Source organism: Pseudomonas sp. 102515 (assembly GCF_031085165.1).
In the GTDB taxonomy this organism is placed as follows: Bacteria; Pseudomonadota; Gammaproteobacteria; order Pseudomonadales; family Pseudomonadaceae; genus Chryseomonas.
On sequence record NZ_JAVHTY010000001.1, the window covers coordinates 710,126 to 736,923 of the forward strand.

The following is a 26,798-nucleotide window of genomic DNA, read 5'->3' on the forward strand; positions in this document are numbered from 1 at the left end:
TCAGGATAAAAGCCCATGCGCTCCAGACTCCAGATGATTCTGCTCACCAGCGCCACCCTGGCGAGCGGCTGTACCGTCGGGCCTGACTACCACGCTCCTGAAGTCGCGCTACCTGCAACCTTCCAGCAGCGGCCGGTGGCAGCGCCCCTGGCCGATCAGGCGCTTGCTGGTTGGTGGGACCGTTTCCACGATCCGCTCCTGAGCCGCCTGGTAGAGCAGGCGCTTGCGCAAAATCTCGATCTGGTCCAGGCCGACGCACGCATTACCCAGGCTCGCGCCGGCGTCACGGCGGCCAACGCCGCGCTATTGCCAGCAGGCGATCTTGGTGGCCAAGCCGGTCGTGCCTATCAGTCACTGGAAACACCGCTTGGACGGGTGCTCGATTCAGCGCCCGGCTACGACAGGAGCGGTTCTTCCTATGAGGCCAATCTCGACGCAAGCTGGGAGCTGGACGTGTTCGGCGGCCTGCGCCGAGGTCGCGAAGCCGCCCTGGCCGACTACCAGGCCACCTTGGCCGGTGCCCGCGCCGTGCGGCTGGCCGTGGCCGCCCAGACGGCCGATCTCTATGTCGACATCCGCGGTCTGCAGGCACGCCTGGCGATCGCCCACCAGCAGGTCGACACCCAGCAGGGGTTGCTGTCGATGGTCAGGCTACTGAACGGCAGGGACCTGGCGACCGACCGGGAGCTACGCCAGGCCGAAGGAGGGTTGGCCGAGGTTCAGGCCTCGATACCCGGTCTGGAGTTCTCGCTGGAGCGGGCCATGAATGCGCTGGACATAATGCTGGCGACACCGCCTGGCACCTGGCGTACGCAACTGGCTGGCGCCGCGTCCATCCCCAGCGGCCCCCGTATCGAAACGGCAGGCACGCCCGCCGACCTGCTCCGTCGGCGTCCGGACCTGATCGCGGCCGAGCGCCGCTTGGCCGCCGCCAACGCACGCATCGGCGCCGCGATGGCCGAGTACTATCCCAGGATCTCCCTGAACGCTCTACTTGGCAGCGCCACCACGATGTCCAGTGGCAATCTCTTCAGCCACGACGCCAATCAGGCGCTCGGGGCCCTGGGCGTACGCTGGCGGCTGTTCGACTTCGGTCGGATCGACGCGCAGATCCAGGCGGCCAAGGGACAGGGTGCGGAATTGCTGGCGGCCTATCGGCTGGCGGTATTGCGCGCCACCGAAGACGTCGAAGATGCCCTCACCGGCCAGCTCAAGCGCGAACAGCAGGTCACGCTGCTGACGGCGGGCGAAGCCGCCCTCGGCCAAGCCCGCCAGGCCTCCGCCCTCGCCTACCAGAAGGGCGTGGTGCCCCTGGTGGACGTCCTGCAGGCCGATGAGCGCCTGCTCCGCACTGCCGATGCGCGGGCCCAGGCGCAAACGGCAGCCGCACTAGCGGCAATAAGCACTTTCAAGGCGCTGGGCGGAGGCTGGCAACCCGCTTCTCCCGCCGCCTTGAGCCTGAGATAGCAGAAGAAGGCACCCGCCGCACCGGGCTGGCCCGCGCGGCTGTCCGGTACGAAAGCTCAGCTTCTGCATGGCGACCGCCGCAAGCCGGCCGGCCATACTGGGTCCCGCTGGCCGGCGCCGGCCAGCTTCCCAGGTAGGCGGCCATTCGGGTCGTCCCATGCCAGAAGGTTCAGACACGCCCAATGCAACACTTCGCCCTCTACCTCCTGCTGTGCGGCCTCACCATCGCCAGCCCCGGCCCAGGCGTATTGCTCACGCTCACCAACGCGCTGCAGCTGCGGCTACGCGGCGCCCTGCCGGGTATCCTCGGGGTGGTGCTGGGCATGCTGCTGGTGGCCATCCTGGCCAGCACTGCACTCGGCGCCCTGGTGAGCAGCTCGCCGCGGGCCCTGCAGGGATTGCAGCTGGTCGGAGCGCTCTACCTGGGCTGGCTGGGGCTGAGTCGTCTGCGCAGTCCCGCGTCGCGAGGCCGGCAGCCTGCCACCACTCGGCCCGTGGTCAGCGGTGGCAGACACGTCCTGCAGGGCCTGCTGGTGTCCCTGACCAACCCCAAGCTGATCATCTTCTTCCTGGCGCTGTTTCCGCCCTTCATCCAGGTGGATCGCCCGGTGTTGCCGCAATTGGTGCTGCTGGTGGCGACCTTCTGCCTGATGAGCTTCATCATCCATTGCAGCTACGCCAGGGCGGCGACAGCCCTCGGTGCCCGCCTGACCGCGGGTACCACCCTCGTCCGGCTGCAGCGGGCGGCTGGCACGCTCTTTCTGGTGTTCGCCGCGCTGTTGCTGGGAGCGGCCCTGGGCGCCCCTCGCGCCTAGTGCGCGACCAGGGTCCGGCCGCCGTCGTTCGACGCTCCCCGTGGCTGTGACTGCTCCTGCCGCAAGGCCGCGAAACGCGCCGGGGACAGCGGCCGCTGCAGGTGGAAGCCCTGGGCCTGGTCGCATTTGAGGTCGGCGATGCGCGCCAGCTGGCCGGCGGTCTCGATGCCTTCGGCCACCACCGTCAACGACAGTGCCCGCCCCATGCTGATGATGGCCTCGACGATGGCGGCATTGCTCTCGCTCACCTCGATGTTGGAGACGAAGCTGCGGTCGATCTTCAGGCAGTCGAAGGGATAGGTGCGCAGGTAGCTCAGCGAGGAATAGCCGGTGCCGAAGTCGTCCATGGACAGCCGCACGCCCAACGCCTTGAGCTTCTTCATCAACTCCAGGGCGCCAGCGGCATCGTCCAGCAAGACGTTCTCGGTCAGCTCCAGCTCGACCCGCGCCGGGTCGATACCGGTGCGCTCGAGCACCTTGCGGATGCGCGCCACCAGGTCATCGCGTTGGAACTCCAGCGGTGACAGGTTGATGGACACGATCAACTCCGGCGCCCAGTCCAGCGCCTGGCTGCAAGCCTCCTGCAACACCCAGTCGCTCAGGCCCAGGATCAGCCCGGTCTCCTCCGCCACCCCGATGAACTCGGCCGGCGCCAGGCGACCACGGACGGGATGATTCCAGCGCACCAGGGCCTCGGCCCCCAGCAAGCGCTGGCTGCTGGCATCGAAACGCGGCTGGAAATCCAGCTCGAATTCCAGCCGCTGCAACCCCAGGCGCAACTCGGTTTCCAGCTGGCGCCGCTCGAGGATGCGCTGGTTCATGGTGGGCTCATAGAATCTCAGGGTGTTACGCCCCGCCGCCTTGGCTTCGTACAGGGCGATGTCGGCATAGCGCAGCAGATCCTCGGCGCTATGGCCATCCTGGGGCGCCCGGGCGATGCCGACGCTCGCACCGATGTTGATGTCGTGCTCGTCGATGCGCATGGGCCGGCCGATGCCCTCCAGCATCCGGTTGCACAGCACGCTCACCTGCTCGGCGCTCAGGCAGCCATTCACCGCGATGACGAATTCATCGCCGCCGATGCGCGCGACCAGATCGCCTTCGCGCACGCTGGCGCGCAACTCCTGGGCGACCTGGCAGAGCACCTGGTCGCCGGCGCCATGGCCGAGGGAGTCGTTGACCGGCTTGAAGCGGTCCAGGTCGAGGGCCAGCAGATGCAGCGGCTGGCTGGCATTGACGCCCTCGGCGAAGCGCTGCGCCAGGTAGCGGTGCAGTTGATGACGGTTGGCCAGTCCGGTCAGGGCATCGTGCCGGCTGATGTGTTCGATCCGCGCCTTGGCCTCGATCTCCTCGGTCACGTCGCACACGGTGCCGCGAAAGCCCGCCAGCAGGCCACCGCTGATGATGGGTTGCGCCGTCAGCTGGCAGTACCGGAGCTTCGCCTGGGCGTCGCGCATCTCGCAAGGTAGCGGACGTCGGCTGCGTCCGGTCGCCGGCTGCGCCCTGGCGACCTCCTCGACCTGGCTCGGCGGATAGCCGAGCAGCTCGTGCAAGGGGCGGCCTAGCCAGTTCTCCCGGCTGAAGCCGGTGACGGCCACGAAACGCTCCGAAAGATAGACCAGCCGCTGCTCGGCATCGCTTTCCCAGATCCAGTCGGACGACGCCTCGGAAACGGTGCGAAAGCGCTGCTCGCTGTGCCTCAGGGCATCTTCGGCCACATCCGTCTGCCGTGCCGCCAGGCCGATCCGGCGGCGCAGGTACCAGACCAGCAGCAGCGCCAGACCACACATCGCCGCCAGCAACGGCAGGAACTGCGCCAGCAGGCGCTGCCCCATCCCATGCACCAGCCAGTGGAAGGTCACGGCGATACCCGGATCGGACTTCACCACCAAGGTCGGCCGCTCCGCCAGTGACGGCAGCGCCCCTGGCTCCGCGGTCAGCCCGGGCAATTCGAAGGTCTGCCCGAGCTGGGCGAGCTTGTCCGGCGTGAGGATGTCGACGAAGACCATGTAGGACAGCCGCTTGAAGTCCTGGTAGGTGGCGTCCGGGCGGATGACCGCGGCCAGCACGCTGGCCGGCTTGCCCTCGATCAGGAAATAGCCCTGGGCATAGCCATCCTTGAGCGAGCGCTCCCGGGCCTGGGCCAGCAACGGCGCCTGGTCGTCGCCCAGCCAGGTATCCAGTTGCAGCTTGCTGCGGCCGCCGCCGACCACGGCGTAGCGCGTGACGCCGTTGGGCGCCAGGATGAAGGCGCCATTCACGCCATAGCCGCTGTAGAGGGATGGCCCGACGTTGTCTTCTTCGTAGGCCCAGTTGACGTCAACCTTCTTGCTGGTCCGCGCATAGGCCTCGATCCAGAAGGAGTAATCGGTCAGCACCCGGCCCAGTTTGTCCAGCCGCGTGTCCAGCGCCCGCTGGGCATCCGCCTCGCTGTGGTGGCGTTGCTGCTCGTCGATGCGCGCGCACAGATCTAACAGCATCCAGCCAGCCAGGGCAAAGATGAGGATGACCAGGGCGAAGAAGCCGAGGGAAGCCTGACGGGCAACACGGTTGAGTTGGGTAGGCACGGTAGCGACCTGTTGCAACGGGTTGTACGAGGGTGCTGACGGCAGGCGGCCAGGCCGTAATCGTCTGCCTTTATATCGGCAGTACTGTAACGGCCTTGAAGCGCCGGCATGAATATTCCATAGAAACCCAGCCTAGAGCGGTGGTTTTTGCACCATCGGCGGGCAGCACGGCGCTGGACGCGCCAAAGGGGCGCAGCCTTTGCTGGCCCTCTTGCTCAAAAACGACAGAGGCGCGCCACTCACCCGGGCAAATGTTGACCTATCAGTCAGCTTTACCCACCATCAGGACATTCGAGACCAGGTGGAGAGCGGCCGTGATCAGGTTTCTGCTGGACCAGGAGCTGCGCGTCGAAGAGCAGCTCGATCCCAACCTCACCGTGCTGCAGTACTTGCGCGAGCGCTGTGGCAAGACTGGCACCAAGGAAGGCTGCGCCTCGGGCGACTGCGGCGCTTGCACCGTGGTGCTGGCCGAGCCGGAGGGCGACCGGTTGCGCTATCGCACCGTCAACAGTTGCCTGACCTTTGTCGCGGCGCTGGACGGCCGGCAGCTGATCAGCGTGGAGGACCTGAAGCACCAGGGCCGTCTCCATCAGGTGCAGCAGGCCATGGTCGATTGCCACGGTTCCCAGTGCGGCTACTGCACCCCGGGCTTCGTCATGTCGCTGTTCGCGCTGCAGAAAAACGTGGGATCAGCGGACAGCGCTGCTACCCACGAGGCCCTGGCCGGCAATCTCTGCCGCTGCACCGGCTACCGCCCGATCCTGGCCGCGGCCGAGCAGGCCTGCACCAGCCCTCAGCCGGATCAGTTCGATGCCCGCGAGCGCCAGACCCTGGAACGCCTCAAAGCCCTGGCAGCGCAACCTGCCACCCGTCTGGAAGGCGCCAGCCGACGCTGCCACAGCCCCACCAGCCTGAGCGAACTGGCCAGTCTCTACCTGGCCCATCCCGCGGCGCGCCTGCTGGCCGGCGGTACCGACCTGGCCCTGGAGGTCACCCAGCAGCATCGCCGACTGGAGACCCTGATCTACCTGGGCAACCTGCCCGAATTGCGGGGCCTTACCCTGAGCGACGAGGTTATCGAGATCGGCGCCGCCACCCCGCTCGCCGACTGCGCCGCCGCCCTGGCCACCGACTACCCGGACTTCGGCGCGCTGCTGCAGCGCTTCGCTTCCCTGCAGATCCGTAACCAGGGCACCCTGGGTGGCAACATCGGCAATGCCTCGCCCATCGGCGACAGTCCGCCCTTGCTCCTGGCGCTGGGTGCCAGCGTGCTGCTACGGCAGGGTGAGCGTCTGCGCGAACTGGCCCTCGACGACTTCTTCCTCGACTATCGTAAGACTGCCCTGGAGCCGGGCGAATTCATCCAGGCGGTACGGGTGCCGCGGTCACGCGCGGGCCTGGTGTTCCGTGCCTTCAAGGTGTCCAAGCGCCTGGATGACGACATCTCCGCGGTCTGCGCCGCCTTCGCCCTGGAACTGGAGCGGGACCGCGTCCGCAGCGTGCGCATCGCCTATGGCGGCATGGCGGCCACGCCCAAGCGGGCGGCGCGCTGCGAACAGGCGCTGCTCGGCCAGCCCTGGAACGCCGCATCCATCGAGCGCGCCGTCCAGGCCCTGGCCGAGGATTTCGCCCCACTGTCGGATTTCCGCGCCAGTCGCGAATACCGCCTGCTGACGGCGCAAAACCTGCTGCGCAAATGTCACCTGGAAACCACCCAGCCCGCGCTGGCCACGAGGGTCACCGCCCATGTCTAGCAGCCTGCCCACCCGTACCCCCGAGGACATGGCCGCGGCCTTCGCCGCCGGTCTGGCCACCGGCGTCGGCAAGCCACTCAAGCACGAGAGCGCCGCCAAGCATGTCAGCGGTGAAGCCCTGTACATCGACGACCGCCTGGAGTTTCCCAACCAGCTGCACGTCTATGCGCGGATGAGCGAGCACGCCCATGCGCGGATCGCACGCATCGATCTCGCGCCCTGCTACCAGATCCCCGGCGTGGCCCTGGCCATCACCGCCGCCGACGTACCGGGCCAGCTCGACATCGGTGCCGTATTGCCCGGCGATCCGCTGCTGGCCGATGGCGAGGTGCAGTACCTGGGCCAGCCGGTGCTGGCGGTGGCCGCCACCAGCCTCGACGCCGCCCGCCGCGCCGCCCAGGCCGCCCTCATCGAATACGAGCCGCTGGAGGCCATCCTCGACGTCAAGGAAGCGCTCAAGCGCGAACACTTCATCTCCCCCAGCCACAGCCACCGGATCGGTGACGCGGCCGCCGCCCTGGCCGCCGCGCCCCATCGCCTGCAGGGTGAGCTGGCCATTGGCGGCCAGGAGCACTTCTACCTGGAAACCCAGGTGGCCTCGGTCATGCCCACCGAAGACGGTGGCATGCTGGTCTATTCCTCCACCCAGAACCCCACCGAGGTGCAGAAGCAGGTGGCCGAGGTGCTGGGCGTCTCGATGAACAAGGTCACCGTCGACATGAGGCGCATGGGCGGCGGCTTCGGCGGCAAGGAAAGCCAGGCCGGCATGCCGGCGGCCCTCTGCGCGGTGTTCGCCCATCTCACCGGGCGCCCGGTGAAGATGCGCCTGCCACGGTTCGAAGACATGCACATGACCGGCAAGCGCCATCCCTTCCATGTCGAATACGACGTCGGCTTCGACGAAGAGGGCCGCCTGCTGGGTATCCGCTTTGAACTGGCGGGCAACTGCGGCTATTCGCCGGACCTGTCCAACGCCATCATCGACCGCGCCATGTTCCATGCCGACAATGCCTATTTCCTGGGCAACGCCCAGATCACCGGCCACCGCTGCAAGACCCACCTGGCGTCCAATACCGCCTACCGCGGTTTCGGCGGCCCCCAGGGCATGCTGGCCATCGAGAACGTGATGGACGCCATCGCCCGCCATCGCGGCCTCGATCCGCTGGACGTGCGGCGGCGCAACTACTACGGCAAGGAAACGCGCAACCTCACCCACTACCATCAGGTGGTGGAAGACAATCTGCTCGAGGAGATGACCGCGGACCTCGCGGCCAGCAGCGACTACCAGGCCCGCCGCGCCGCCATCCGCGACTTCAACCGGAACAGTCCCGTACTGAAGAAGGGCCTGGCCCTGACGCCGGTCAAGTTCGGCATCTCCTTCACCTCCTCCTTCCTCAACCAGGGCGGCGCCCTGGTCAACGTCTATACCGACGGCAGCATCCACCTGAACCATGGCGGCACCGAGATGGGCCAGGGCCTCAACACCAAGGTCGCCCAGGTGGTGGCGGAAGTCTTTCAGGTCGATATCCAGCGCATCCAGATCACCGCCACCAACACCGACAAGGTGCCCAACACCTCGCCCACCGCCGCCTCCAGCGGCACCGATCTCAACGGCAAGGCTGCGCAGAACGCCGCCCAGACCATCAAGGACCGGCTGATCGACTTCGCCAGTCGGCACTTCCACGTCGGACCCGAAGAGGTGGAGTTCCGCAACGGCCACGTCCGGGTGCGCGACCGGCTGCTGAGCTTCGAGGAGCTGATCCAGCTGGCCTACGTCGGCCAGGTGTCGCTGTCCAGCACCGGCTACTACCGCACGCCCAAGATCCACTACGACCGCGACCAGGCCCGCGGTCGGCCCTTCTACTACTACGCCTTCGGCGCCGCCTGTTCCGAGGTGCTGATCGACACCCTCACCGGCGAGTACCGCCTGCTACGCACCGACATCCTCCATGACGTCGGCGCCTCCCTGAATCCGGCCATCGACATCGGCCAGGTCGAAGGCGGCTTCGTCCAGGGCCTGGGCTGGCTGACCATGGAAGAACTGGTGTGGAACGACACCGGCAAGCTGCTCACCGCCGGTCCTTCCACCTACAAGATCCCGGCAGTGAGCGACGTACCCCCGGACCTACGGGTGCGGCTGGTGGAGAATCGGCAGAATCCCGAGGCCACGGTGTTCCATTCCAAGGCCGTGGGCGAGCCGCCCTTCATGCTCGGCATCTCGGTGTGGTGCGCCCTGCAGGACGCCGTGGCCAGCGTGGCCGACTACCGTTTCCACCCGGCGCTGGACGCCCCCGCCACCCCGGAACGGGTGCTCTGGGGCGTGGAACGCATGCGCCGCCTGGCCGCCGAGGCCCAGGCCGCCCCGGTCCCCGCCACGGAGGAGCCCGCATGAACACCAAACGTGGCTGGCTGGCCCTGCTGGCCGACTTCGAGGCGCGCGGCGAACCCTGCGTGCTGATCACCGTGGCCGACGAGCAGGGCTCCACCCCCCGCGAGGCCGGCACCAAGATGCTGGTGGGGCGCGGAGAACAGCACCTGACCATCGGCGGCGGCCACCTGGAATACCGCGCGGTGGACATCGCCCGGGAAATGCTCGCCGCCGGCACCCGCCAGCCGCGCCTGGAACGCTTCTCCCTGGCCGCCAGCCTCGGCCAGTGCTGTGGCGGCGTCACCACCCTGCTGTTCGAACCTCAACTCGCGCAGGACGTCCCGGTGATCGTCTTCGGCGCCGGCCATGTCGCCCGTGCCCTGGTGCCGCTGCTGGCCGGGCTGCCCTGCGCCGTGCGCTGGGTGGACTCGCGCTCCCAGGAATTTCCCGCCGTCCTGCCCGCCGGCGTGGAAAAGCGCCTGACCGACGAGCCGGTCGACGAGATCGCCCGCATGCCGGCGGGTGCCTACTACATCGTCATGACCCATAATCACCCCCTGGACCTGGAGCTGACCGATGCCATCCTCGCCCGCGGCGACCATGGCTACTTCGGACTGATCGGCTCCCGGACCAAGTGGGCCAAGTTCCGCCACCGCCTCGCCGCGCGTGGCCACGGCGCCGACCGCCTGGCCACGGTGCGCTGCCCCCTGGGCCTGCCCGAGGTCCAGGGCAAGTTGCCGCTGGAGATCGCCATCGCCGTGGCCGGCGAGGTCATCGCCCACTACGGCCGCCAGGCCGAGCAGGCGGAGCTGCCCCTGCGCCTGGTCACCGCGACCCCCAATTAGCTCTATCCTCCATCCGAGATCGTTATGACCGCCATCGCCCATCGCGCCGCCCTGCTCCACAGCCTTGCCGACCCGGCCGAGGTGGGGCTGGACGCCTCCTACGAATACCACGCCGACGGCCTGCTGCTGGTCGAGGATGGCCGCATCCAGGCCATGGGTCCGGCCGCCGAGCTGCTGTCCACGCTGCCCGCCGGCACCCAGGTGATCGAGCATCCCGACGCCCTCATCACCCCCGGCTTCATCGACACCCATATCCACTATCCGCAGACCGGCATGATCGCCAGCTACGCCGAGCAACTGCTGGACTGGCTGGACACCTATACCTTCCCGACCGAGGGCGCCTTCGCCGATCCGGCCAAGGCCGCCGAGGTGGCCGAGGTCTTCGTCGGCGAACTGCTGCGCAATGGCACCACCACCGCCCTGGTGTTCGGCAGTGTCCACCCGCAGTCGGTCGATGCCTTCTTCGAGGTCGCCCAGCGCCTTGACCTGCGCATGATCGCCGGCAAGGTGCTGATGGACCGCAATGCCCCGGACTACCTGCAGGACACGGCCGAGTCCGCCTATATCGACAGCAAGGCGCTGATCCAGCGCTGGCACGGCAAGGGCCGCCTGCACTACGCCGTCACCCCGCGCTTCGCGCCGACCAGTACCCCTGAGCAACTGGAAGCCGCCGGTCGCCTGCTGGCCGAGCACCCGGACGTCTACCTGCACACCCACCTCTCCGAGAACCTCAAGGAGATCGACTGGGTGAAGGCACTGTTCCCGGAGCGTGCCAACTACCTGGACGTCTACGATCACTTCGAGCTGCTCGGCCCGCGCGCGGTGTTCGCCCACGGCATCCACCTCTGCGACGCCGAGTGCCAGCGCCTGCACGACACCGGTTCGGCGGTGGCGCACTGCCCCACCTCCAATCTCTTTCTTGGCAGCGGCCTGTTCGATCTCGAGCGGATGGAAGCCTTCAAGGTCAACGTCGGCCTGGGTACCGACGTCGGTGCCGGCACCAGCTTCTCGCTGCTGCAGACCCTCGGCGAGGCCTACAAGGTGCAGCAACTGCGCGGGCATCGCCTGCACCCCTTCAAGTCGCTGTACCTGGCCACCCTCGGCGGGGCCCGCGCCCTGCGCCTGGAGGATCGCATCGGCAGTCTGGCCCCCGGCCACGATGCCGACTTCGTGGTGCTCGACCTCAAGGCCACCCCGCTGCTGGACTATCGCCTGCAACAGTCCAGGAGCCTGGAGGAAACCCTGTTCGTCCTCACCACCCTCGGCGACGACCGCGTGGTACGGGAAACCCACGCCGCCGGCCGCCGGGTGCACAGCCGCGACGCCTGACATCCGTAGCGCGAAAAACCACGCGACGTTTTCCACTGGCGGCTCAAAGGTGGTACCTGGATGGGCAGGTTGTTGGGCTGCGGTGATGGAACCACCTCAGCCCAACCTACCAACCGGCGCAACTTTCGTAGGTTGGGCTAAGCGCAGCGAAAGCCCAACAAAAACCACCCTCATCTGATACGCACGAAAAAGCCGCCCAAAGGGGCGGCCTTCGCGTTCAGCCAGAGCCGACTCAGCTGGTCCGATAGCGCTCCAGCCAGTGGGCGTAGGGCGCAGGCAGTACCCAGGACGGCTTGTCGACGCCCAGGGCCTTGGCCGCATAGTAGGGCCAGTGCGGATCGGCCAGGTGGGCACGACCCACCATCACCAGATCCAACTGCTCGTCGGCCACCACCTGGTTGGCCAGCGCCGGGGTGTCGATGTTCCAGGCCGAGGCCACCTTGAGACCGGTGGCCTTGCGCACCCGCTCCGTGATGGGCGCCAGCAAGCCCGAGCCCCAGGGGATGTTGGCGGTCGGAGTGGAGAAGCCGATGCTGACGCTCAGCAGGTCAAGGCCTTCGCGCTTGAAACCCTGGGCCAGCTCGATGGATTCGGCCAGGGTCTCTTCATCACGACCGTCGTATTCGATCACACCGAAACGGGCGGTCAGCGGCAGGTGCTCCGGCCAGACCTGGCGCACCGCGGCCAGGGTTTCCAGTAGGAAGCGGCTGCGGCCGGCCAGGTCGCCACCGTACTGGTCGTCGCGCTGGTTGGAGTGCACCGAGAAGAAGCTCTGGGCCAGGTAGCCGTGGGCGAAGTGCAGCTCCAGCCACTCGAAACCCGCCTCGTAGGCACGCTTGGCGGCGTCGACGAAGTCCTGACGGACCCGGGCGATGTCGTCCAGGGTCATGGCCTTGGGCACCTTGGGCAGATTGGCACCAAAGGCCACGGCGGACGGGGCGATGGTGTCCCAGCCGCGGGCGTCGTCGGCGGCGATATGGTCGTCACCTTCCCAGGGCCGGTTGGCACTGGCCTTGCGACCGGCGTGGGCGATCTGGATACCCGGTACCGAACCGGCGGCCTTGATCGCCTGGACCACCGGCACGAAGGCCTGGGCATGGGCGTCCGACCAGATACCCGCGCAGCCGGGGGTGATCCGGCCTTCCGGCGAGACAGCGGTCGCCTCGACGATCACCACGCCGGCACCGCCACGGGCCAGGCCGGCATAGTGCACCTGATGCCAGTCGTTGATGACTCCATCGACGGCGCTGTACTGGCACATGGGCGGGATGGCGATGCGATTGCGCAGCGTCACGTCCTTGAGGGTGAAGGGTTGGAACAATGCGGACATCTGAGCGGTCTCCCTTGAGGCAGATATTGGTTCGTTATTTCGATATTAATCGAACATAACATAATCGCCAACCCCCGGTGTATGATTAGTCCATGCGCCCTTTCAAACATCCCAGCCCCGACGAATTCTCCCTTGAGCGCCTGTTCCATGCACTCAGCGATCCCGTGCGTCTGGATATTGTCCGCTACCTGGCGCGGGTCGCGGAGGCCACCTGTGGCGAACTCGACGGAGGCCGTCCCAAATCCAGCATGTCGCACCACTTCCGTGTCCTGCGCGACGCCGGCCTGGTGCATACCCGCAATGCCGGCACCACGCACATGAACCAGCTGCGCCGCGAGGACCTGGATCAGCGATTCCCTGGCCTGATGGCCGCTATCCTGGCGCAATCCTCCGACCCCTGGGCCAAGCTCGACTAGCCCAGTCCCATGGAGCGGCGGCAGCCACTGGCGGGCTTCGACAGGTCAGGCACTGCTCGCCTGCCAGCAGTCCAATGCTGGTCGTCGCCTGCCGGCCCGACTGGTCCGGGCGCAGGGAACTCCGAGGTGCATTTTTCGCTCTTCTCGGTATGAAGTTTGCAGCCGACATGGGCAGCACCGACGCTGGACGCTGCCGGGAGGTGGACGATGGGCAAGCACTGGGGATTGGCGACCGCACTCGCAGGTGTCGCCACGCTGCTCGCCCTCGTACCCAGTCCCGAGCCCATCGCCGAGGCGCGGGGTATCCAGAGGGTCATCGCCTTTGGCGACAGCCTCATGGATTGCGGCACCTTCGGGCATATCTACGCGACCAATCCGGGCCGTACCTACCCCCAGGAAATCGCCGACGCCTATGGCATCGAGCTAGGCCCCAATCGCCAGGTGGAAGGCTATGGCCACGAGGGTCCGAGCGATCCCGACGGCCTCTGCTACGCCGAGGGCGGCGCCGTGACCGGCAGCTTCACCGAGCCGGGCTTCGACCACAACGAAGCGCCCTTGGCCTTCTCCCAGCAAATCCGCAACTTCGAAATGCAACATGGCCGCTTCCGCCAGCAGGACCTGGTGCTGGTGCAGATCGGCGGCAATGACATCATCGGGCCCTTCTACGACAAGAAGCTCAGGGGCGCGCTGATGGCCGATGCCCCCTTGTCCCCGGAGGTGCGCGAGCAGGTCGAGGCACGGATTCGCCATACGGCCATGAACGAGGTCAAGTTGCTGCGCTACCTGCTGAGCCTGGGTGCCCAGCGTCTGGTGGTGCTCAACAACACCGACTATGGCAAGGCGCCCTATCTCGAGCCCTGGACCGAGCAGGTCGCGCAGCGCAATCATGACCTGGTCAAGCTCTACAACGACACCCTGCAGGCCAACCTGCCGGCCAGCGATCGCCTGCTGCTGGTGGATGCCTACCGGGTGATGGAGGAGGTCTTCGCCCACTATGGCAACTATGGTTTCACCCATGCCGAGGGCGATGCCTGTCTGCCCGGTCGGGAATTCTGCGATCCGGACAGCTATGTCGAACCGGGCGCCGACCAGGCCTACATCTTTGGCGCCCGGGGCCATTTCGCCAGCCGTACCCACAGCATGCTGGCCCAGGTGGTGCTGGAACGCATCGCCCAGACCTGGCCCGGCAGTGCCGTGCCGGATCGCCCGCTGCTGGTCAGCGCACGGCTGAACAGCGAGCCGACCTTCCACTAGCCTGACCGGATCTACGCCCCAGGCTGGTGCCGGCTCACGCCAGCGCGCACCCCTGCGGAGCAAGCTGCCCTAACTGCCGCGATAGGTCGAATAGCTGTAGGGCGAGACCAGCAATGGCACGTGGTAATGCGCCACCTCATCGGCGATGCCGAAGCGCAGTACCACCGTGTCGAGAAACGCCGGTTCCTCCAGCGCCACCTCCCGCCGCCGGTAGTAGTCGCCCACGTCGAACTCCAATTCGTAGATCCCCGCCATAAAGACGTCGCCCTGCAATAGCGGCTTATCGCTGCGGCCATCGGCATTGGTTCTCGTCTCACCCAGGGCCCGTCGCACCCCGGAATCCAGCCGGTACAGGCGCACGGGGATATCCGCGCCCGGGCAACCGCCGGCGGTATCCAGCACGTGGGTCGTCAGGTAACCACCAGGGGATGAAACGGACATGGGAGAACTCCTGCAAGGGGATGCCCCAGCCTAGCAGTTTTCCACCCGACGATTGTATACAGCCCCGCTTTCGCCCCTCGCCGAGGGATTTCCCCCTGCGGTGCGTCCGAAGCCTTCAGACCGGTCAGACCAGTTAGGCAGGATTCTTGCTGGGACTCGGCAAAGGTCTCCAAACATTGTATACAAAACATCTCGACTGCCAGGATGCCCTTCCCATGACCTATCCCCGTGATCTCATCGGCTACGGTGCCCAGCCGCCCCACCCGCGCTGGCCGGGAGATGCCCGCATCGCCCTGTCCTTCGTGCTCAACTATGAAGAAGGTGGCGAACGCAACATCCTGCATGGCGACAAGGAGTCCGAAGCCTTCCTCTCCGAGATGGTGGCCGCCCAGCCCCTGCAGGGCGTACGCAACATGTCCATGGAGTCGCTCTACGAATACGGCAGTCGCGCCGGCGTCTGGCGCATCCTGGAATTGTTCGCCAGGCACCAGGTACCTCTGACCGTCTTTGCCGTGGCCATGGCCGCCGAGCGCCACCCCGAGGTCATCCGCGCCATGGTCCAGGCCGGCCACGAGATCTGCAGTCACGGCTATCGCTGGATCGACTACCAGTACATGGACGAAGCCGAGGAGCGCGCCCACCTGCGGCGCGCCATCCAGATCCTCACCGAGTTGACCGGCGAGCGTCCGCTGGGCTGGTACACCGGGCGGACCGGTCCCAACACCCGGCGCCTGGTGATGGAGGAAGGCGGCTTCCTTTACGACAGCGACACCTACGACGACGACCTGCCCTACTGGGAACCCAACAACCCGACCGGCAAGCCGCACCTGGTGATCCCCTACACCCTCGACACCAATGACATGAGATTCACCCAGGTCCAGGGCTTCCATACCGCCGAGCAATTCTTCCAGTACCTCAAGGACGCCTTCGACACCCTCTACGCGGAAGGCGCCAGCGCACCCAAGATGCTTTCCATCGGCCTGCACTGCCGGCTGATCGGCCGCCCCGGTCGCCTGGTGGGCCTCAAGCGCTTCCTCGAATACGCCCAGAGCCATGAGCGCGTCTGGTTCGCCCGCCGGGTGGACATCGCCCGTCACTGGCACAGGGAGCATCCACCGGCATGAGCGCCTTCCAGAGCGTCACCCCCAGCCAGCTGGAGCACGCCGCCTTCGTCGCGACCTTTGGCGGCATCTACGAGCATTCCGCCTGGGTCGCCGAGCGCGCCTTCGCCGAGGGCCAGCCGCTGCCGGACAGCGTCGAGGCCCTGCACCAGCGCCTGGCTGCCCAGGTCGCCCGGGCCAGCCGGGCCGAACAGCTGGCGCTGATCCAGGCGCATCCGGATCTCGCCGGCCGTGCCGCCCTGGCCGGCGAGCTGACCGCCGCCAGCAGTGGCGAACAGGCCGGTGCCGGCCTCGATCAATGCACCCCGGACGAGCTCGAGCGCTTCACCCGCCATAACGAGGCTTACCGCGCCAAATTCGGCTTCCCCTTCATCATGGCGGTGAAGGGCAGCAATCGGCACCTGATCCTGGCGGCTTTCGAAGAGCGCCTGCCTAACAGCCCGGAGCAGGAATTCCAGCGCGCCCTGGCCGAGATCGACCGCATCGCCCTCTTCCGCCTGCAGACCCTCTGACCCTTCCCCGACAAGAGCACCCCATGAAACGCACCTACGCCGCGCCCTTCGAGAAGTACCTCAACCTCGCCGACGCCCGTCTCGGCACCCGCGTCATCAGCGTCACCGATGACTGGTTCGCCGCCGCCGATCGCATGCTCCAGCCCCATGAGCCGGAGTGGAAGGAAGGCGTCTACGACGACAACGGCAAGTGGATGGACGGCTGGGAATCGCGGCGCAAGCGTTTCGAAGGCTACGACCACGCGGTGATCCGCCTGGGCGTGCCTGGCTCGCTCAAGGGCGTGGACATCGACACCCGCTGGTTCACCGGCAACTATCCGCCCTCCGCCTCCCTGGAAGCCTGCTTCTGCGCCGAGGGCGACCCGGCCGCCGATGCCGCCTGGACCGAGGTCCTGCCGGCCATCGAGATGCAGGGCAATAGCCATCACTACCATGCCATCGCCGATGACCGCCCCTGGACCCACCTGCGCCTGAACATCTACCCCGATGGCGGCGTGGCTCGCCTGCGGGTCTACGGCATCCCCCATCGCGACTGGTCGGCCCAGGCCGAGGACGAGGTGCTGGACCTGGCCGCCGCCCTCAATGGCGGTCGCGCCCTGGCCTGCAACGACGAGCACTATGGCCGCATGAGCAACATCCTCAACCCGGGTCGCGCCGCCAGCATGGCCGATGGCTGGGAAACCGCTCGCCGCCGCACCCCCGGCAACGACTGGGTGATCGTCGCCCTGGGCCATGCCGGCCTCGTCGAGGAAATCCTGGTGGACACCCTGCACTTCAAGGGCAACTACCCGGACAGCTGCCAGATCCAGGGCGCCTTCGTCCGCGGCGGTACCGATGGCCAGATCGAGACCCAGAGCCTCTTCTGGAAGGAGCTGCTGCCACCGCAAAAGCTGCAGATGCACCAGGAACACCGCTTCCGCGAGCAGGTGCGCGATCTAGGGCCCATCACCCATGTGCGCCTGAATATCTTCCCGGACGGCGGTGTCAGCCGGCTGCGACTGTTCGGCAAGGTGGCACGGGGCCAGGCATGAGCCGGCCACTGCGCATCGAGCCGCTGACCGCCGAGGGCTTCGCGCCCTTCGGGGAGGTCATCGAGACGGCAGGCCGGGACTGGTATCCCATCAACAACGGCTCGACGCGGAGATACCATGCCCTGGCCCGGGTCGAGACGGGGCCGGCGGACGGCGCGGCGATCATCAGCATCTTTCGCGCCCGGCGGCTGGACTATCCACTGACCATCGCCATGCTCGAACGCCATCCCCACGGCAGCCAGGCCTTCGTGCCGCTGCGCGGCGAGCCCTTCCTGGTGGTGGTGGCACCACCCGCGGCGGAGCCGGATGCCGGCGCCATCCGCGTCTTTCGCGCCGATGGCCAGCAGGGCATCAACTACCACGCCGGGGTCTGGCACCACCCGGTGCTGGCTCTGCGCGACGAGGATGAATTCCTCATCGTCGATCGCGCCGGCACCCTGCCCAACTGCGACGAGTTCTTTTTCGCCGCGCAGGAATGCCCGGTACTGGCGCTCTAGGGCGCAACCGGGGCGCGCCTGAGTTGCTTGCGCAGCAGGCGCGCACTGTCCAGGCAGACCCAGGCCACCGCCAGCCAGATGGGACCATAGGTCCAGATCGCCCCGTCCGGCAGTTGCTCACCGAGCACATAGAGGGCGACGAACACCAGCAGCGCCGGCTCCACATAGCTGAGGATGCCGAACAGACTCAACGGCAGCATGCGACTCGATGCCAGCATGGCGGCGAAGGCGATGGCACTGAGCAGGCCCAGGCCCGGCAGGAGCGCCCAGAGCCAGGGCGTCTGCTGCAGGATGGCGCCGGGCGAGAACCAGTGCAGGGCGAGCAGTGCGAAGGGCAGCAGGCAGCACATCTCCAGGACGAAGCCCGACAGCGCATCCACCGCCATCCAGCGGCGCAGGACGAAATACGGGGGGTAGCCCACCACCGGCAACAGGCTGACCCAGGACAGCGCCCCGGTCACCCAGACCTCGTTGACCACCCCCAGGAGCGCGCAGACCACCGCTACCCGCTGCAGCGGCCGCAGGCGCTCGCCATAGACCAGCCGGCCGGTCAGCACGATGGCCAGGGGCAGCAGGAAGTAGCCCAGCGACATGGCCATGGCCTCGCCATTCATGGTCGCCCAGACGAACACCCACCACTGGATGCCCATCAGCAGCGCCGCCGCCGGAATCGCCAGGCACAGCCGGGGCTCGCGCACCAGGCGCTTGAGCGTGGCCCACAGGGCCCTGCCCTCCCGCAGCACCACCACCAGCAGCAGCACCATCGGCAACGACCAGACCACCCGCAGGGCGACGACCTGCAGGCCATCCAGCGGCGCCAGCCAGGCGAAGTACACCGGCATCAGCGCGAACAGCACCGACGACAGCACCGAAAGGCCCAGGCCCTTGCCGGACAGCACATTCATGACGGGCGCCCCAGACGATTGATAAACAATGACAAGAGGATGATCCCGCCGCCCAGCGACAGCCTAGGCAGATCGGCCGGGTGCTGCCAGACCAGCAGGCTGACCAGCAGACCGGCCGGCACATGGGCCTCGTTCATGATCGCCAGGGTGCCGCCATTGACCCGCAGCGAGCCCAGGGTCCACCAGTAAAGGCCGAGCGCCGTGGCGAAGACGCCCATCCAGACCAGTAGGCCCCACTGCAAGGTGCCACTCGGCAGCCGCGCCGGATTGCCGAACAGCAGAAAGGACAGCGCCGCCACCAGCAGGGCGCCGAGAAAGAACAGTCCGAAGTAGCGATGCAGGGCGCCCTGCCCGGCATAGGCCTGTCCCAGGTGCTTGCACAGCACCTGGCCAGCGGCGAAGGTCAGGTTGGCCACCTGCAGCAGGAGGAAGCCGAGCAGGTAGTCGCCGGTCAGCGGCTGGAAGCGGATCAGCGCCGCGCCGCCCACCGCCACCACGGCCGCCAGCAGCGACCAGAGGCGAAAGCGCCGCTGCCAGGCGTCGTCCAGCAGGGTCACGTAGATGGGCGTGAGCACGGTGAACAGCAGCACCTCGGGTACCGTCAACACCGCGAAGCTGCGGTACAGGCACAGATAGGTGATGCCGAATTGCAGGGCGCCCGCCGCCATCAGCCCCAGGGCGAAGCGTCCCGGCACCCCGCGCCAGCGGGTGAACGGCAGGAACAGCACGAAGGCGATGGCCACGCGGGCCAGCACGGCGAAATCGCTGTCGACCCGACCGGCGAGGTACTCGCCGATCAGGCTGAAGGAAAACGCCCAGATGAGGGTGACGAGCAGGAGATAAGGCATGGCGGCGACGCACGAAAAAGGTGCGCGACCTTAACGTGCCCGCCGCCGGAGGGAAACCCCGGCTCGTCGCTGGCTAGCGGGTGGCGTTGAGGCCCGAGGGGTCGCCGCCGGTGAGCGCCGCTACCGACTGATTGGCCTGCAGCACATTGTCGGCGCCCGAGACCAGGGTCTTGGGTTCGGCCACGCCCGCGGCCCGCGACCAGTAGACCTGCTGATTGGAGCCGCCCACGGCGATGTCGGCCTGGCTGAGCAGAGTCAGGCGCGCCTTGGCGCCGTAGCCGTAGGCATCGACCTTGGCCCACCCGTCGCTGCCACGCACATTGGCCTGCACCTGCTGGTAGCCACCGCCGATGCTCAGGCTGGTCACCGCGCCCCTGACCATGGTCACGCTGCCCAGGCCATGGATGGTCAGCGCCCGGGCGCTGTCGAGCACCAGTCGATGATGGCTGCCGTAGACGGTCACCTCGCCGCACTGGCCCTTCAACGTCAGGGTATTGCCCTCGCCGGACAGGGACACGTCCCGCCCCTCGCAGTCGAGGGTCCGACTGATGTTCATGCCTTCGATTTCGATGGGCTCGGCGGCCGCCGCGAGGGATTCCTCGGCCTGGACCAGCAGCGGCGCGATGACCAGACAGCAACCCAGCAACGCCTTGAATGACGACATGGAGACTCCTTGTCTTGCCTAGAGTGGGAAACTCATCGGCTGCGTTGGAGGGCGGCGCCGGCGAGACATTTGACCCGGCGTGCGAGATTTTTCCATGCCGTGATGGACGCCGCGTTTTGCCATTGTCCCCCTAGGCACTAACATGCGCCCTTTCGTGGCCCCAGAGTGCTCGATGAAGACTCCTCGCGTTTCCCTCGATCAGTGGCGAACCCTGCAGGCGGTGGTGGACCACGGCGGCTACGCCCAGGCCGCCGAGGTGCTGCATCGCTCCCAATCGTCGGTCAGCTATACCGTCGCCCGCATGCAGGAGCAGCTCGGCGTACCCCTGTTGCGCCTGGAGGGCCGCCGCGCCGTACTGACCGATGCCGGTGCCGTGCTCCTGCGCCGCTCGCGCCGCCTGGTGCAGCAGGCTAGCCAGCTGGAGGAACTGGCCTACCACATGGAACAGGGCTGGGAATCGGAGGTGCGGCTGGTGGTGGACGCCGCCTACCCGACCCGTCCGCTGCTGCTCTCCCTGCGCGAATTCATGCCGCAGAGTCGTGGCTGCCGCATACGCCTGCGCGAAGAGGTCCTGTCCGGGGTGGAAGAAGCCCTGCTCGACGGCTCGGCGGACCTGGCGATCACCGGCCTGGTGATCACCGCCCATCTGGGCGCTTCCCTGGGCAACGTGGAATTCGTCGCCGTCGCTCATCCCGAGCATCCGCTGCATCTGTTGCAGCGCACCCTGGTGACCGCCGATCTGGAAGAGCAGCTGCAGATCGTCATCCGCGACAGCGGCCGCGCCCAGCCACGGGATGCCGGCTGGCTGGCCGCCGAACAGCGCTGGACAGTGGGCAGCATCAGCACCGCCGCCACCTTCCTGCGCGACGGCCTGGGCTTCGCCTGGCTGCCGCGGGACGCCATCCAGACCGATCTCGACGCCGGCCTGCTCAAGCCACTGCCGCTGGAACAGGGCGCCCAGCGCTTCCATCCCTTCCAGCTCTACAAGACCCGCCAGCACGAGCTGGGCCCGGCGTCGCAGATCCTCATGAACCTGCTGCGCAAGCATGCCCTGCCACGCTGACCGTGGCAGGGTGCCAGCCGGGTTGCTATCGTTCGCCAGTCGTCTCCGCCACTCAAGGATCCATCATGTTCAAAGCCCTGCTTGCCGCCTGCGCCCTGTTCGTCGCCTCCACCGCCTGGGCCGCGGACAATCCGCACGTGCTCATCAGCACCAACAAGGGTGACATCGAGGTCGAGCTGGATGCGGCCAAGGCACCGGTCAGCACCGAGAACTTCCTGGGCTACGTCGACAGCGGCTTCTACAAGGGCACCCTGTTCCACCGCGTCATCCCCGGCTTCATGATCCAGGGCGGTGGCTACACCCGCGACATGCAGGAAAAGCGCACCAAGGCGCCGATCAAGAACGAAGCCGACAACGGCCTGAAGAACCTGCGTGGCACCCTGGCCATGGCGCGGACCTCGGACGTCAACTCCGCCACCAGTCAGTTCTTCATCAACGTCGAGAACAATGCCTTCCTCGACCATGGCTCGCGCGATTTCGGCTACGCGGTGTTCGGCAAGGTCGTGCGCGGCATGGAAGTCGTCGACCAGATCGCCGGGGTCCAGACCACCCGCCAGGGCATGCTGCGCGACATTCCCCGTGAACCGGTGATGATTCTCGCTGCCAAACGGCTGTAGCCGACCCGTCCTGCCGGACGATCCGCTGGCGGTCGTCCGGTAACCAGGCGAGGCCCCAGTGCGAGACGCGCCGTCTCCCCCTCACAAGGACCCCGCATGATCTTTCGCCGCTTCGAACGCATCATCGATGCGTTTCGGGAAGCCCCCGACGAAATGCCGCCCACTGGCGTCGGCGCCTTTTATCTCCACTTCCTCAAGCAAGCCTGGCCGGCCTTCGCCCTGCTGCTGGCGGTGGGCCTCATCGGCGCCCTCGTCGAGGTCGCCCTGTTCAACTTCATCGGCCAGATCGTCGACCTGGCCGGCAGCGCGCCCAACAGCACGGTGTTCTTCCGGGAACATGGCGGCACCCTGATCTGGATGGCGGTGGTCACCCTGGTCATCCGGCCCCTGGTCATCAGCCTGCACGACCTGCTGGTGCACCAGACCATCACCCCCAGCCTCACCACGCTGATCCGCTGGCAGAACCATCGCTACGTACTCAAGCAGAGCCTGGGCTTCTTCCATAGCGACTTCGCCGGACGCATCTCCAGCCGCATCATGCAGACCGGTGTCTCCCTGCGCGACTCGGCGGTGCAGGCGGTGGACGCCATCTGGCACGTGCTGATCTTCGCCGTCACCTCGCTGATCCTGTTCGCCCAGGCCGATGTGTGGCTGATGGTCCCGCTGATTCTCTGGATCATCGGCTACGTCATCGCCCTCTGGTATTTCGTGCCCCAGACCAAGGAGCGTTCGGCCATCGCCTCCGAAGCCCGCTCGCAGCTCTCCGGGCGCATCGTCGACGGCTACACCAACATTTCCACCCTCAAGCTGTTCTCCCACTCGGCCCAGGAAGAGCAATACGCCCGCCAGGCCATGGAAGAGCAGACCGAAAAGGCCGAGCGCGCGGCCCGTCTGATCACCGCCATGGGCGTGACCATCGCCATCCTCAGCGGCTTCCTCATCGCCGGCACCACGGGCCTCGCCCTCTGGCTCTGGCACCAGGGCGTCATCTCCGTAGGGGCCATCGCCCTGGCCACCGGCCTGGTGATTCGCATCAACAGCATGTCCGGCTGGATCATGTGGGTGGTCAACGGCATCTTCGAGAACATCGGCATGGTGCAGGACGGCATGAGCACCATCGCCAAGCCGCGCCAGGTCGGCGACGCCGAGGACGCCAAGCCGTTGCAGGTGACCCGCGGCGCGGTGCTGTTCGAGGACATCGCCTTCCACTACGGCAAGGGTGCCGGCATCATCGAAGGCCTGACCCTCGACGTCGCCCCGGGCGAGAAGATCGGCCTGGTCGGCCCCTCGGGCGCCGGCAAGTCGACGCTGATCAACGTGCTCCTGCGCCTCTACGACCTGGAAGGCGGTCGCATCCTGGTCGACGGCCAGGACATCGCCCACGTCACCCAGGAAAGCCTGAGATGCCAGATCGGCGTGGTCACCCAGGACACCTCCCTGCTGCACCGCTCGATCCGCGAGAACCTGCTCTACGGCCGTCCCGAAGCCACCGATGAAGAGCTGCACGCCGCCCTGCGCAAGGCCAAGGCCGACGACTTCATCGCCCGTATCACCGACGCCCATGGCCGTACCGGCCTGGACGCCCAGGTGGGCGAACGCGGCGTCAAGCTCTCCGGCGGCCAGCGCCAGCGCATCGCCATCGCCCGCACCCTGCTCAAGGACGCGCCGATCCTGCTGCTGGACGAAGCCACCTCCGCCCTCGACTCCGAGGTGGAAGCGGCGATCCAGGAAAGCCTGGAAACCCTGATGGAAGGCAAGACGGTGATCGCCATCGCCCACCGCCTGTCGACCATCTCGCGCATGGATCGCCTGGTGGTCATGGAGCGCGGCCAGATCGTCGAGATGGGCTCCCACGACGAGCTGATCGCCTACAACGGCCTCTATGCCCGCCTATGGCGCCACCAGACCGGCGGCTTCGTCGGTCATGGCGTGCCGAGCAGGCAGCGGGTACGCAGCAGCTCCAGCTGACGCTGCTGGTCCAGGCCCGGGTAGAAGCCTTCGATCTTCTGCAGGCCACCCAGCCAGCTGCGCTTCTCCACCACGCACTCGAACACCGGGCAGGCGGCCTGCCCGGTCTTGCCGCAGTCCTGGTAGTAACTGAGGCGCTGGCTCTTCTGCGCCGTACCCTGGAACGGCCCCTTGCGCTCCTGCAGCACATAGAAGTCGATATCCGCGGCGCTGCGATGATTCTCCCACTGGAACGCCAGGGTGCTGGGATAGAAGAGCACCAGCAGGCCCGCCAGCAGCACCCAGAGAATGCCCGCCGTCACCGGTAAGGGCAGCCGCGAACGGAAGCGGCGGCCACCGCGAATGATCAGCGCCGTCACCACCGTGACCAGCGCCAGGGCGATGCACAGCGACGGCAAGCCGGTGATGACCTGCCCCGCCACGCCGATGTCCAGGCCGCTGGGCGAAGGTACCGTCCGGTAGCCGATCTCCACACGCTCCCATCCCAGCTGATTGCCGATCAGACCGACGAGACCGAAGACGGCGGCCAGGCCAAGAAGTACCCAGAAGGTACGGGAATTGCTGCTGCGCATAGGGAATCTCGTCCAGACAAAGACCGGGAGACTGCCTAAGCCCGCCGACGAAGGCAAATCGGAATTCCGCCTGCCCCGGCGCCTGAAGCCGGAGGTTCGGCAAGCCGCTGTCGAGCTGATAGACTGCCGCCCCGCAGCCGCCACACACCGTGGCCCAACGCGAGTGGTTATCGTGGAAATTTTCAAAGAATTCGTTTTCGAAGCCGCACACTTCCTGCCCAACGTTCCGGCCGGGCACAAGTGCGGTCGCCTCCATGGGCATTCCTTCAAGGTAGGCCTGCACATCGAGGGTGTCATCGACCCTCATACCGGCTGGGTCCGGGATTTCGCCGACATCAAGGCCGTCTTCAAACCCCTGTACGAGCGTCTCGATCACCACTATCTGAACGACATCCCGGGCCTCGAGAACCCCACCAGCGAAGTGCTCGCCCGCTGGATTTGGCAACAGCTCAAGCCCCTGCTGCCCGAGCTCAGCCAGGTTCGCGTCCATGAGACCTGCACCTGCGGCTGCATCTACCGCGGCGACTAATTCGCCCCTCCCATTCAAGGTGGCGATGGCGGCAGTCATTTTTCTGCCATAATTCGCGCCTGCCAACTGTCGACGTATCCCCATGTTCGAACTTTTCAGCGGACTCCACGCCTGGGTCGCCATCAGCCTCGTCCTGGCCCTGGCCTTTGTGCTGGCTTTTGAATTCATCAACGGCTTTCACGACACCGCCAACGCCGTCGCCACGGTGATCTACACCAAGGCGATGCCGCCGCACCTCGCGGTGTTCTTCTCCGGCATCTTCAATTTCCTCGGTGTGCTGCTCGGCGGTGTCGGTGTCGCCTACGCCATCGTCCACCTGCTACCGGTCGAACTGCTGATCAACGTCAACACCGGCCACGGTCTGGCCATGGTGTTTTCGCTGCTCGCCGCGGCCATCACCTGGAACCTGGGCACCTGGTACTTCGGTATCCCCGCCTCCAGCTCCCACACCCTGATCGGCTCCATCCTCGGCGTCGGCGTGACCAACGCCCTGCTGACCGGCATCCCGATGAGCGAGGGCGTGAACTGGCAGAAGGCGATCGACATCGGCCTGTCGCTGATCTTCTCGCCGCTGGCCGGCTTCGCCGTCGCCGGTCTGCTGCTGCTCGCCCTCAAGCGCTGGCGGCCGCTGTCGAAGATGCACAAGACCCCGGAACAGCGCCGCGAACTGGATGCCAAGAAGCACCCACCGTTCTGGAACCGCCTGATGCTGGTCCTCTCGGCCATGGGCATGAGCTTCGTGCATGGCTCCAACGACGGCCAGAAAGGCATCGGCCTGATCATGCTGGTGCTGATCGGCATCGTCCCGGCCAAGTTCGTGCTGGACCTGGACAGCACCACCTACCAGATCGAGCGCACCCGCGACGCCGCCATCCACCTGGGCCAGTTCTATGAGCGCCAGGGTGACAACCTCAAGGACTTCCTCGCTGAAGTGCCCGGTAATCGCGACCTGCCCCAGGAATTCCGCTGCGCCCCGCACATGACCGTGCCGACCCTGCAGGCGCTGCTGGCCGACCTGGAAGGCATCACCGACTACCGCGCCATGAGCGACGACCATCGCCAGCAGGTGCGCCGCTACCTGCTGTGCCTGGACGACACCGCCAAGAAGGTGAGCAAGCTGCCGGTGCTGACCGCGCGTGATCGTGACGACCTCAGCCGCCTGCGCAAGGACCTCACCAGCACCACCGAATACGCGCCCTTCTGGGTCATCATCGCGGTCGCCCTGGCCCTGGGCATCGGCACCATGGTCGGCTGGCGCCGCGTGGTGCTCACCGTAGGCGAGAAGATCGGCCGCCAGGGCATGACCTATGCCCAGGGCGTCAGCGCCCAGGTGACGGCCGTGGCCGCCATCGGCATGGCCAACGTCTTCGCGCTGCCCGTCTCCACCACCCATGTGCTGTCCTCAGGCGTGGCCGGCACCATGGTCGCCAACCGCAGCGGCCTGCAGGGCAGCACGGTGCGCAACATCCTCATGGCCTGGGTCCTGACCCTGCCGGCCTCCATGGCCCTTTCCGCCGGCCTGTTCTGGCTGGCGCACCTGTTCCTGTGACCCGTACCGACCGGGCTCCGCGCCAGCGGCGCCCGGTCGGACCCCTCGTCGGGAAAGCCTGAACAGGATAGCTATTGACGAGTCTAGTGAAATGTGTCCCAGCAGAGACACCTTTCCGAGACAGCCGTACGGTGAACGTCCATGACTCCTGCGACCTATATCCTTCTCCTGGTACTTGGCTGGCTGGCCCTGGCGCTGGCCATACTCTGGGCCATGCTGCGCCTGGCACGACGCGCCAGACCCGTGGCGACGTCCGCGCCCCGGGTGCTGCCCACGGCAACGCCCACCTCCCCCGCGAGTCCAGGCAAACATCTGGCCTGCTAGCGCTGCGGACGT

The 26,798-nt window shown here is 66.9% G+C and carries 25 protein-coding genes; 18 read left to right on the top strand and 7 right to left on the bottom strand.

Annotation, left to right across the window (positions count from 1 at the left end):
* Positions 1–15 precede the first annotated feature (15 nt).
* Both RCF34_RS03230 and RCF34_RS03235 read left to right on the top strand, forming a co-directional pair.
* Positions 16–1,467, top strand: a complete 1,452-nt coding sequence (locus RCF34_RS03230; protein WP_308706875.1) for an efflux transporter outer membrane subunit — start codon at positions 16–18, stop codon at positions 1,465–1,467.
* Positions 1,468–1,649: 182 nt separating this feature from the next.
* Positions 1,650–2,282: a LysE family translocator gene (locus RCF34_RS03235; protein ID WP_308706876.1), complete on the top strand. Its 633-nt coding sequence runs from the start codon at positions 1,650–1,652 to the stop codon at positions 2,280–2,282.
* Here the strand turns inward: RCF34_RS03235 and RCF34_RS03240 are convergent.
* Entirely contained in the window at positions 2,279–4,849 is a 2,571-nt protein-coding gene (locus RCF34_RS03240; protein ID WP_308706877.1) for an EAL domain-containing protein, read from the bottom strand. The genes RCF34_RS03235 and RCF34_RS03240 overlap by 4 nt on opposite strands.
* Positions 4,850–5,163: 314 nt before the next feature.
* On the opposite strand from RCF34_RS03240, the gene xdhA reads away from it, so the two are divergent.
* The 4 genes from xdhA to guaD are packed head-to-tail and all read left to right on the top strand — an operon-like array spanning position 5,164 to position 11,145.
* Positions 5,164–6,603, top strand: coding sequence for a xanthine dehydrogenase small subunit (gene xdhA, locus RCF34_RS03245; RefSeq protein WP_308706878.1), 1,440 nt, complete (start codon positions 5,164–5,166; stop codon positions 6,601–6,603).
* Positions 6,596–8,995: a xanthine dehydrogenase molybdopterin binding subunit gene (gene xdhB, locus RCF34_RS03250; RefSeq protein ID WP_308706879.1), complete on the top strand. Its 2,400-nt coding sequence runs from the start codon at positions 6,596–6,598 to the stop codon at positions 8,993–8,995. Before xdhA ends, xdhB begins: the two co-directional genes overlap by 8 nt.
* Entirely contained in the window at positions 8,992–9,816 is an 825-nt protein-coding gene (gene xdhC, locus RCF34_RS03255; RefSeq protein WP_308706880.1) for a xanthine dehydrogenase accessory protein XdhC, read from the top strand. The genes xdhB and xdhC overlap by 4 nt, the downstream gene beginning before the upstream one ends.
* A 24-nt stretch (positions 9,817–9,840) precedes the next feature.
* Positions 9,841–11,145, top strand: a complete 1,305-nt coding sequence (gene guaD / locus RCF34_RS03260; protein WP_374941138.1) for a guanine deaminase — start codon at positions 9,841–9,843, stop codon at positions 11,143–11,145.
* Between the two features lie 232 nt (positions 11,146–11,377).
* On the opposite strand, the gene RCF34_RS03265 is transcribed toward guaD, so the two are convergent.
* Positions 11,378–12,475: an NADH:flavin oxidoreductase/NADH oxidase gene (locus RCF34_RS03265; protein WP_308706881.1), complete on the bottom strand. Its 1,098-nt coding sequence runs from the start codon at positions 12,473–12,475 to the stop codon at positions 11,378–11,380.
* 92 nt (positions 12,476–12,567) lie between these two features.
* On the opposite strand from RCF34_RS03265, the gene RCF34_RS03270 reads away from it, so the two are divergent.
* Together RCF34_RS03270 and RCF34_RS03275 are read left to right on the top strand one after the other, a co-directional pair.
* Positions 12,568–12,891: a metalloregulator ArsR/SmtB family transcription factor gene (locus RCF34_RS03270; RefSeq protein ID WP_308706882.1), complete on the top strand. Its 324-nt coding sequence runs from the start codon at positions 12,568–12,570 to the stop codon at positions 12,889–12,891.
* A gap of 207 nt (positions 12,892–13,098) precedes the next feature.
* Positions 13,099–14,145, top strand: coding sequence for an SGNH/GDSL hydrolase family protein (locus tag RCF34_RS03275; RefSeq protein WP_308706883.1), 1,047 nt, complete (start codon positions 13,099–13,101; stop codon positions 14,143–14,145).
* Between the two features lie 69 nt (positions 14,146–14,214).
* Here the strand turns inward: RCF34_RS03275 and uraH are convergent, their stop codons facing one another.
* Entirely contained in the window at positions 14,215–14,586 is a 372-nt protein-coding gene (gene uraH, locus RCF34_RS03280; RefSeq protein ID WP_308706884.1) for a hydroxyisourate hydrolase, read from the bottom strand.
* Positions 14,587–14,801: 215 nt separating this feature from the next.
* Between uraH and puuE the strand changes: the two genes are divergently transcribed.
* From puuE to RCF34_RS03300, 4 genes are read left to right on the top strand one after another with little or no spacing between them, the layout of a single operon-like run.
* Positions 14,802–15,710: an allantoinase PuuE gene (gene puuE / locus RCF34_RS03285; protein WP_308706885.1), complete on the top strand. Its 909-nt coding sequence runs from the start codon at positions 14,802–14,804 to the stop codon at positions 15,708–15,710.
* Positions 15,707–16,219: a 2-oxo-4-hydroxy-4-carboxy-5-ureidoimidazoline decarboxylase gene (gene uraD / locus RCF34_RS03290; protein WP_308706886.1), complete on the top strand. Its 513-nt coding sequence runs from the start codon at positions 15,707–15,709 to the stop codon at positions 16,217–16,219. Before puuE ends, uraD begins: the two co-directional genes overlap by 4 nt.
* Positions 16,220–16,242: 23 nt before the next feature.
* Positions 16,243–17,250, top strand: coding sequence for an allantoicase (gene alc / locus RCF34_RS03295; RefSeq protein ID WP_308706887.1), 1,008 nt, complete (start codon positions 16,243–16,245; stop codon positions 17,248–17,250).
* Positions 17,247–17,747 carry an ureidoglycolate lyase gene (locus RCF34_RS03300; protein ID WP_308706888.1) on the top strand — a complete coding sequence of 167 codons (501 nt, stop codon included), beginning with the start codon at positions 17,247–17,249 and terminating at the stop codon, positions 17,745–17,747. The genes alc and RCF34_RS03300 overlap by 4 nt, the downstream gene beginning before the upstream one ends.
* On the opposite strand, the gene rarD is transcribed toward RCF34_RS03300, so the two are convergent.
* From rarD to RCF34_RS03315, 3 genes are all read right to left on the bottom strand, one after another.
* The gene (rarD, locus tag RCF34_RS03305; RefSeq protein WP_308706889.1) at positions 17,744–18,652 is read right to left on the bottom strand and encodes an EamA family transporter RarD; all 909 of its coding nucleotides are present in this window, start codon (positions 18,650–18,652) and stop codon (positions 17,744–17,746) included. The genes RCF34_RS03300 and rarD overlap by 4 nt on opposite strands.
* The gene (locus RCF34_RS03310) at positions 18,649–19,500 is read right to left on the bottom strand and encodes an EamA family transporter (RefSeq protein WP_308706890.1); all 852 of its coding nucleotides are present in this window, start codon (positions 19,498–19,500) and stop codon (positions 18,649–18,651) included. The genes rarD and RCF34_RS03310 overlap by 4 nt, the downstream gene beginning before the upstream one ends.
* Before the next feature lie 73 nt (positions 19,501–19,573).
* Entirely contained in the window at positions 19,574–20,164 is a 591-nt protein-coding gene (locus tag RCF34_RS03315) for a DUF3060 domain-containing protein (RefSeq protein ID WP_308706891.1), read from the bottom strand.
* A gap of 172 nt (positions 20,165–20,336) precedes the next feature.
* Between RCF34_RS03315 and RCF34_RS03320 the strand changes: the two genes are divergently transcribed.
* The 3 genes from RCF34_RS03320 to RCF34_RS03330 all read left to right on the top strand — a co-directional run bounded on the left by RCF34_RS03320 (position 20,337) and on the right by RCF34_RS03330 (position 23,812).
* On the top strand, positions 20,337–21,227 hold the full coding sequence (locus RCF34_RS03320) for a LysR family transcriptional regulator (protein WP_308706892.1): 891 nt from the start codon (positions 20,337–20,339) through the stop codon (positions 21,225–21,227).
* Between the two features lie 62 nt (positions 21,228–21,289).
* Positions 21,290–21,844: a peptidylprolyl isomerase gene (locus RCF34_RS03325; RefSeq protein WP_026083888.1), complete on the top strand. Its 555-nt coding sequence runs from the start codon at positions 21,290–21,292 to the stop codon at positions 21,842–21,844.
* A 96-nt stretch (positions 21,845–21,940) separates the two neighbouring features.
* On the top strand, positions 21,941–23,812 hold the full coding sequence (locus tag RCF34_RS03330; RefSeq protein ID WP_308706893.1) for an ABC transporter ATP-binding protein: 1,872 nt from the start codon (positions 21,941–21,943) through the stop codon (positions 23,810–23,812).
* On the opposite strand, the gene RCF34_RS03335 is transcribed toward RCF34_RS03330, so the two are convergent.
* Positions 23,767–24,384, bottom strand: coding sequence for a hypothetical protein (locus RCF34_RS03335; protein ID WP_308706894.1), 618 nt, complete (start codon positions 24,382–24,384; stop codon positions 23,767–23,769). The genes RCF34_RS03330 and RCF34_RS03335 overlap by 46 nt on opposite strands.
* A 172-nt stretch (positions 24,385–24,556) precedes the next feature.
* On the opposite strand from RCF34_RS03335, the gene queD reads away from it, so the two are divergent.
* The 3 genes from queD (at position 24,557) to RCF34_RS03350 (ending at position 26,786) form a co-directional block, all read left to right on the top strand.
* Entirely contained in the window at positions 24,557–24,913 is a 357-nt protein-coding gene (queD, locus tag RCF34_RS03340; protein WP_308706895.1) for a 6-carboxytetrahydropterin synthase QueD, read from the top strand.
* Between the two features lie 82 nt (positions 24,914–24,995).
* Positions 24,996–26,462, top strand: coding sequence for an inorganic phosphate transporter (locus RCF34_RS03345; RefSeq protein WP_308706896.1), 1,467 nt, complete (start codon positions 24,996–24,998; stop codon positions 26,460–26,462).
* Positions 26,463–26,603: 141 nt separating this feature from the next.
* Positions 26,604–26,786 (top strand): hypothetical protein, encoded by a 183-nt coding sequence (locus RCF34_RS03350; RefSeq protein WP_308706897.1) that lies wholly within the window; start codon positions 26,604–26,606, stop codon positions 26,784–26,786.
* The last annotated feature ends 12 nt before the right edge of the window (positions 26,787–26,798 follow it).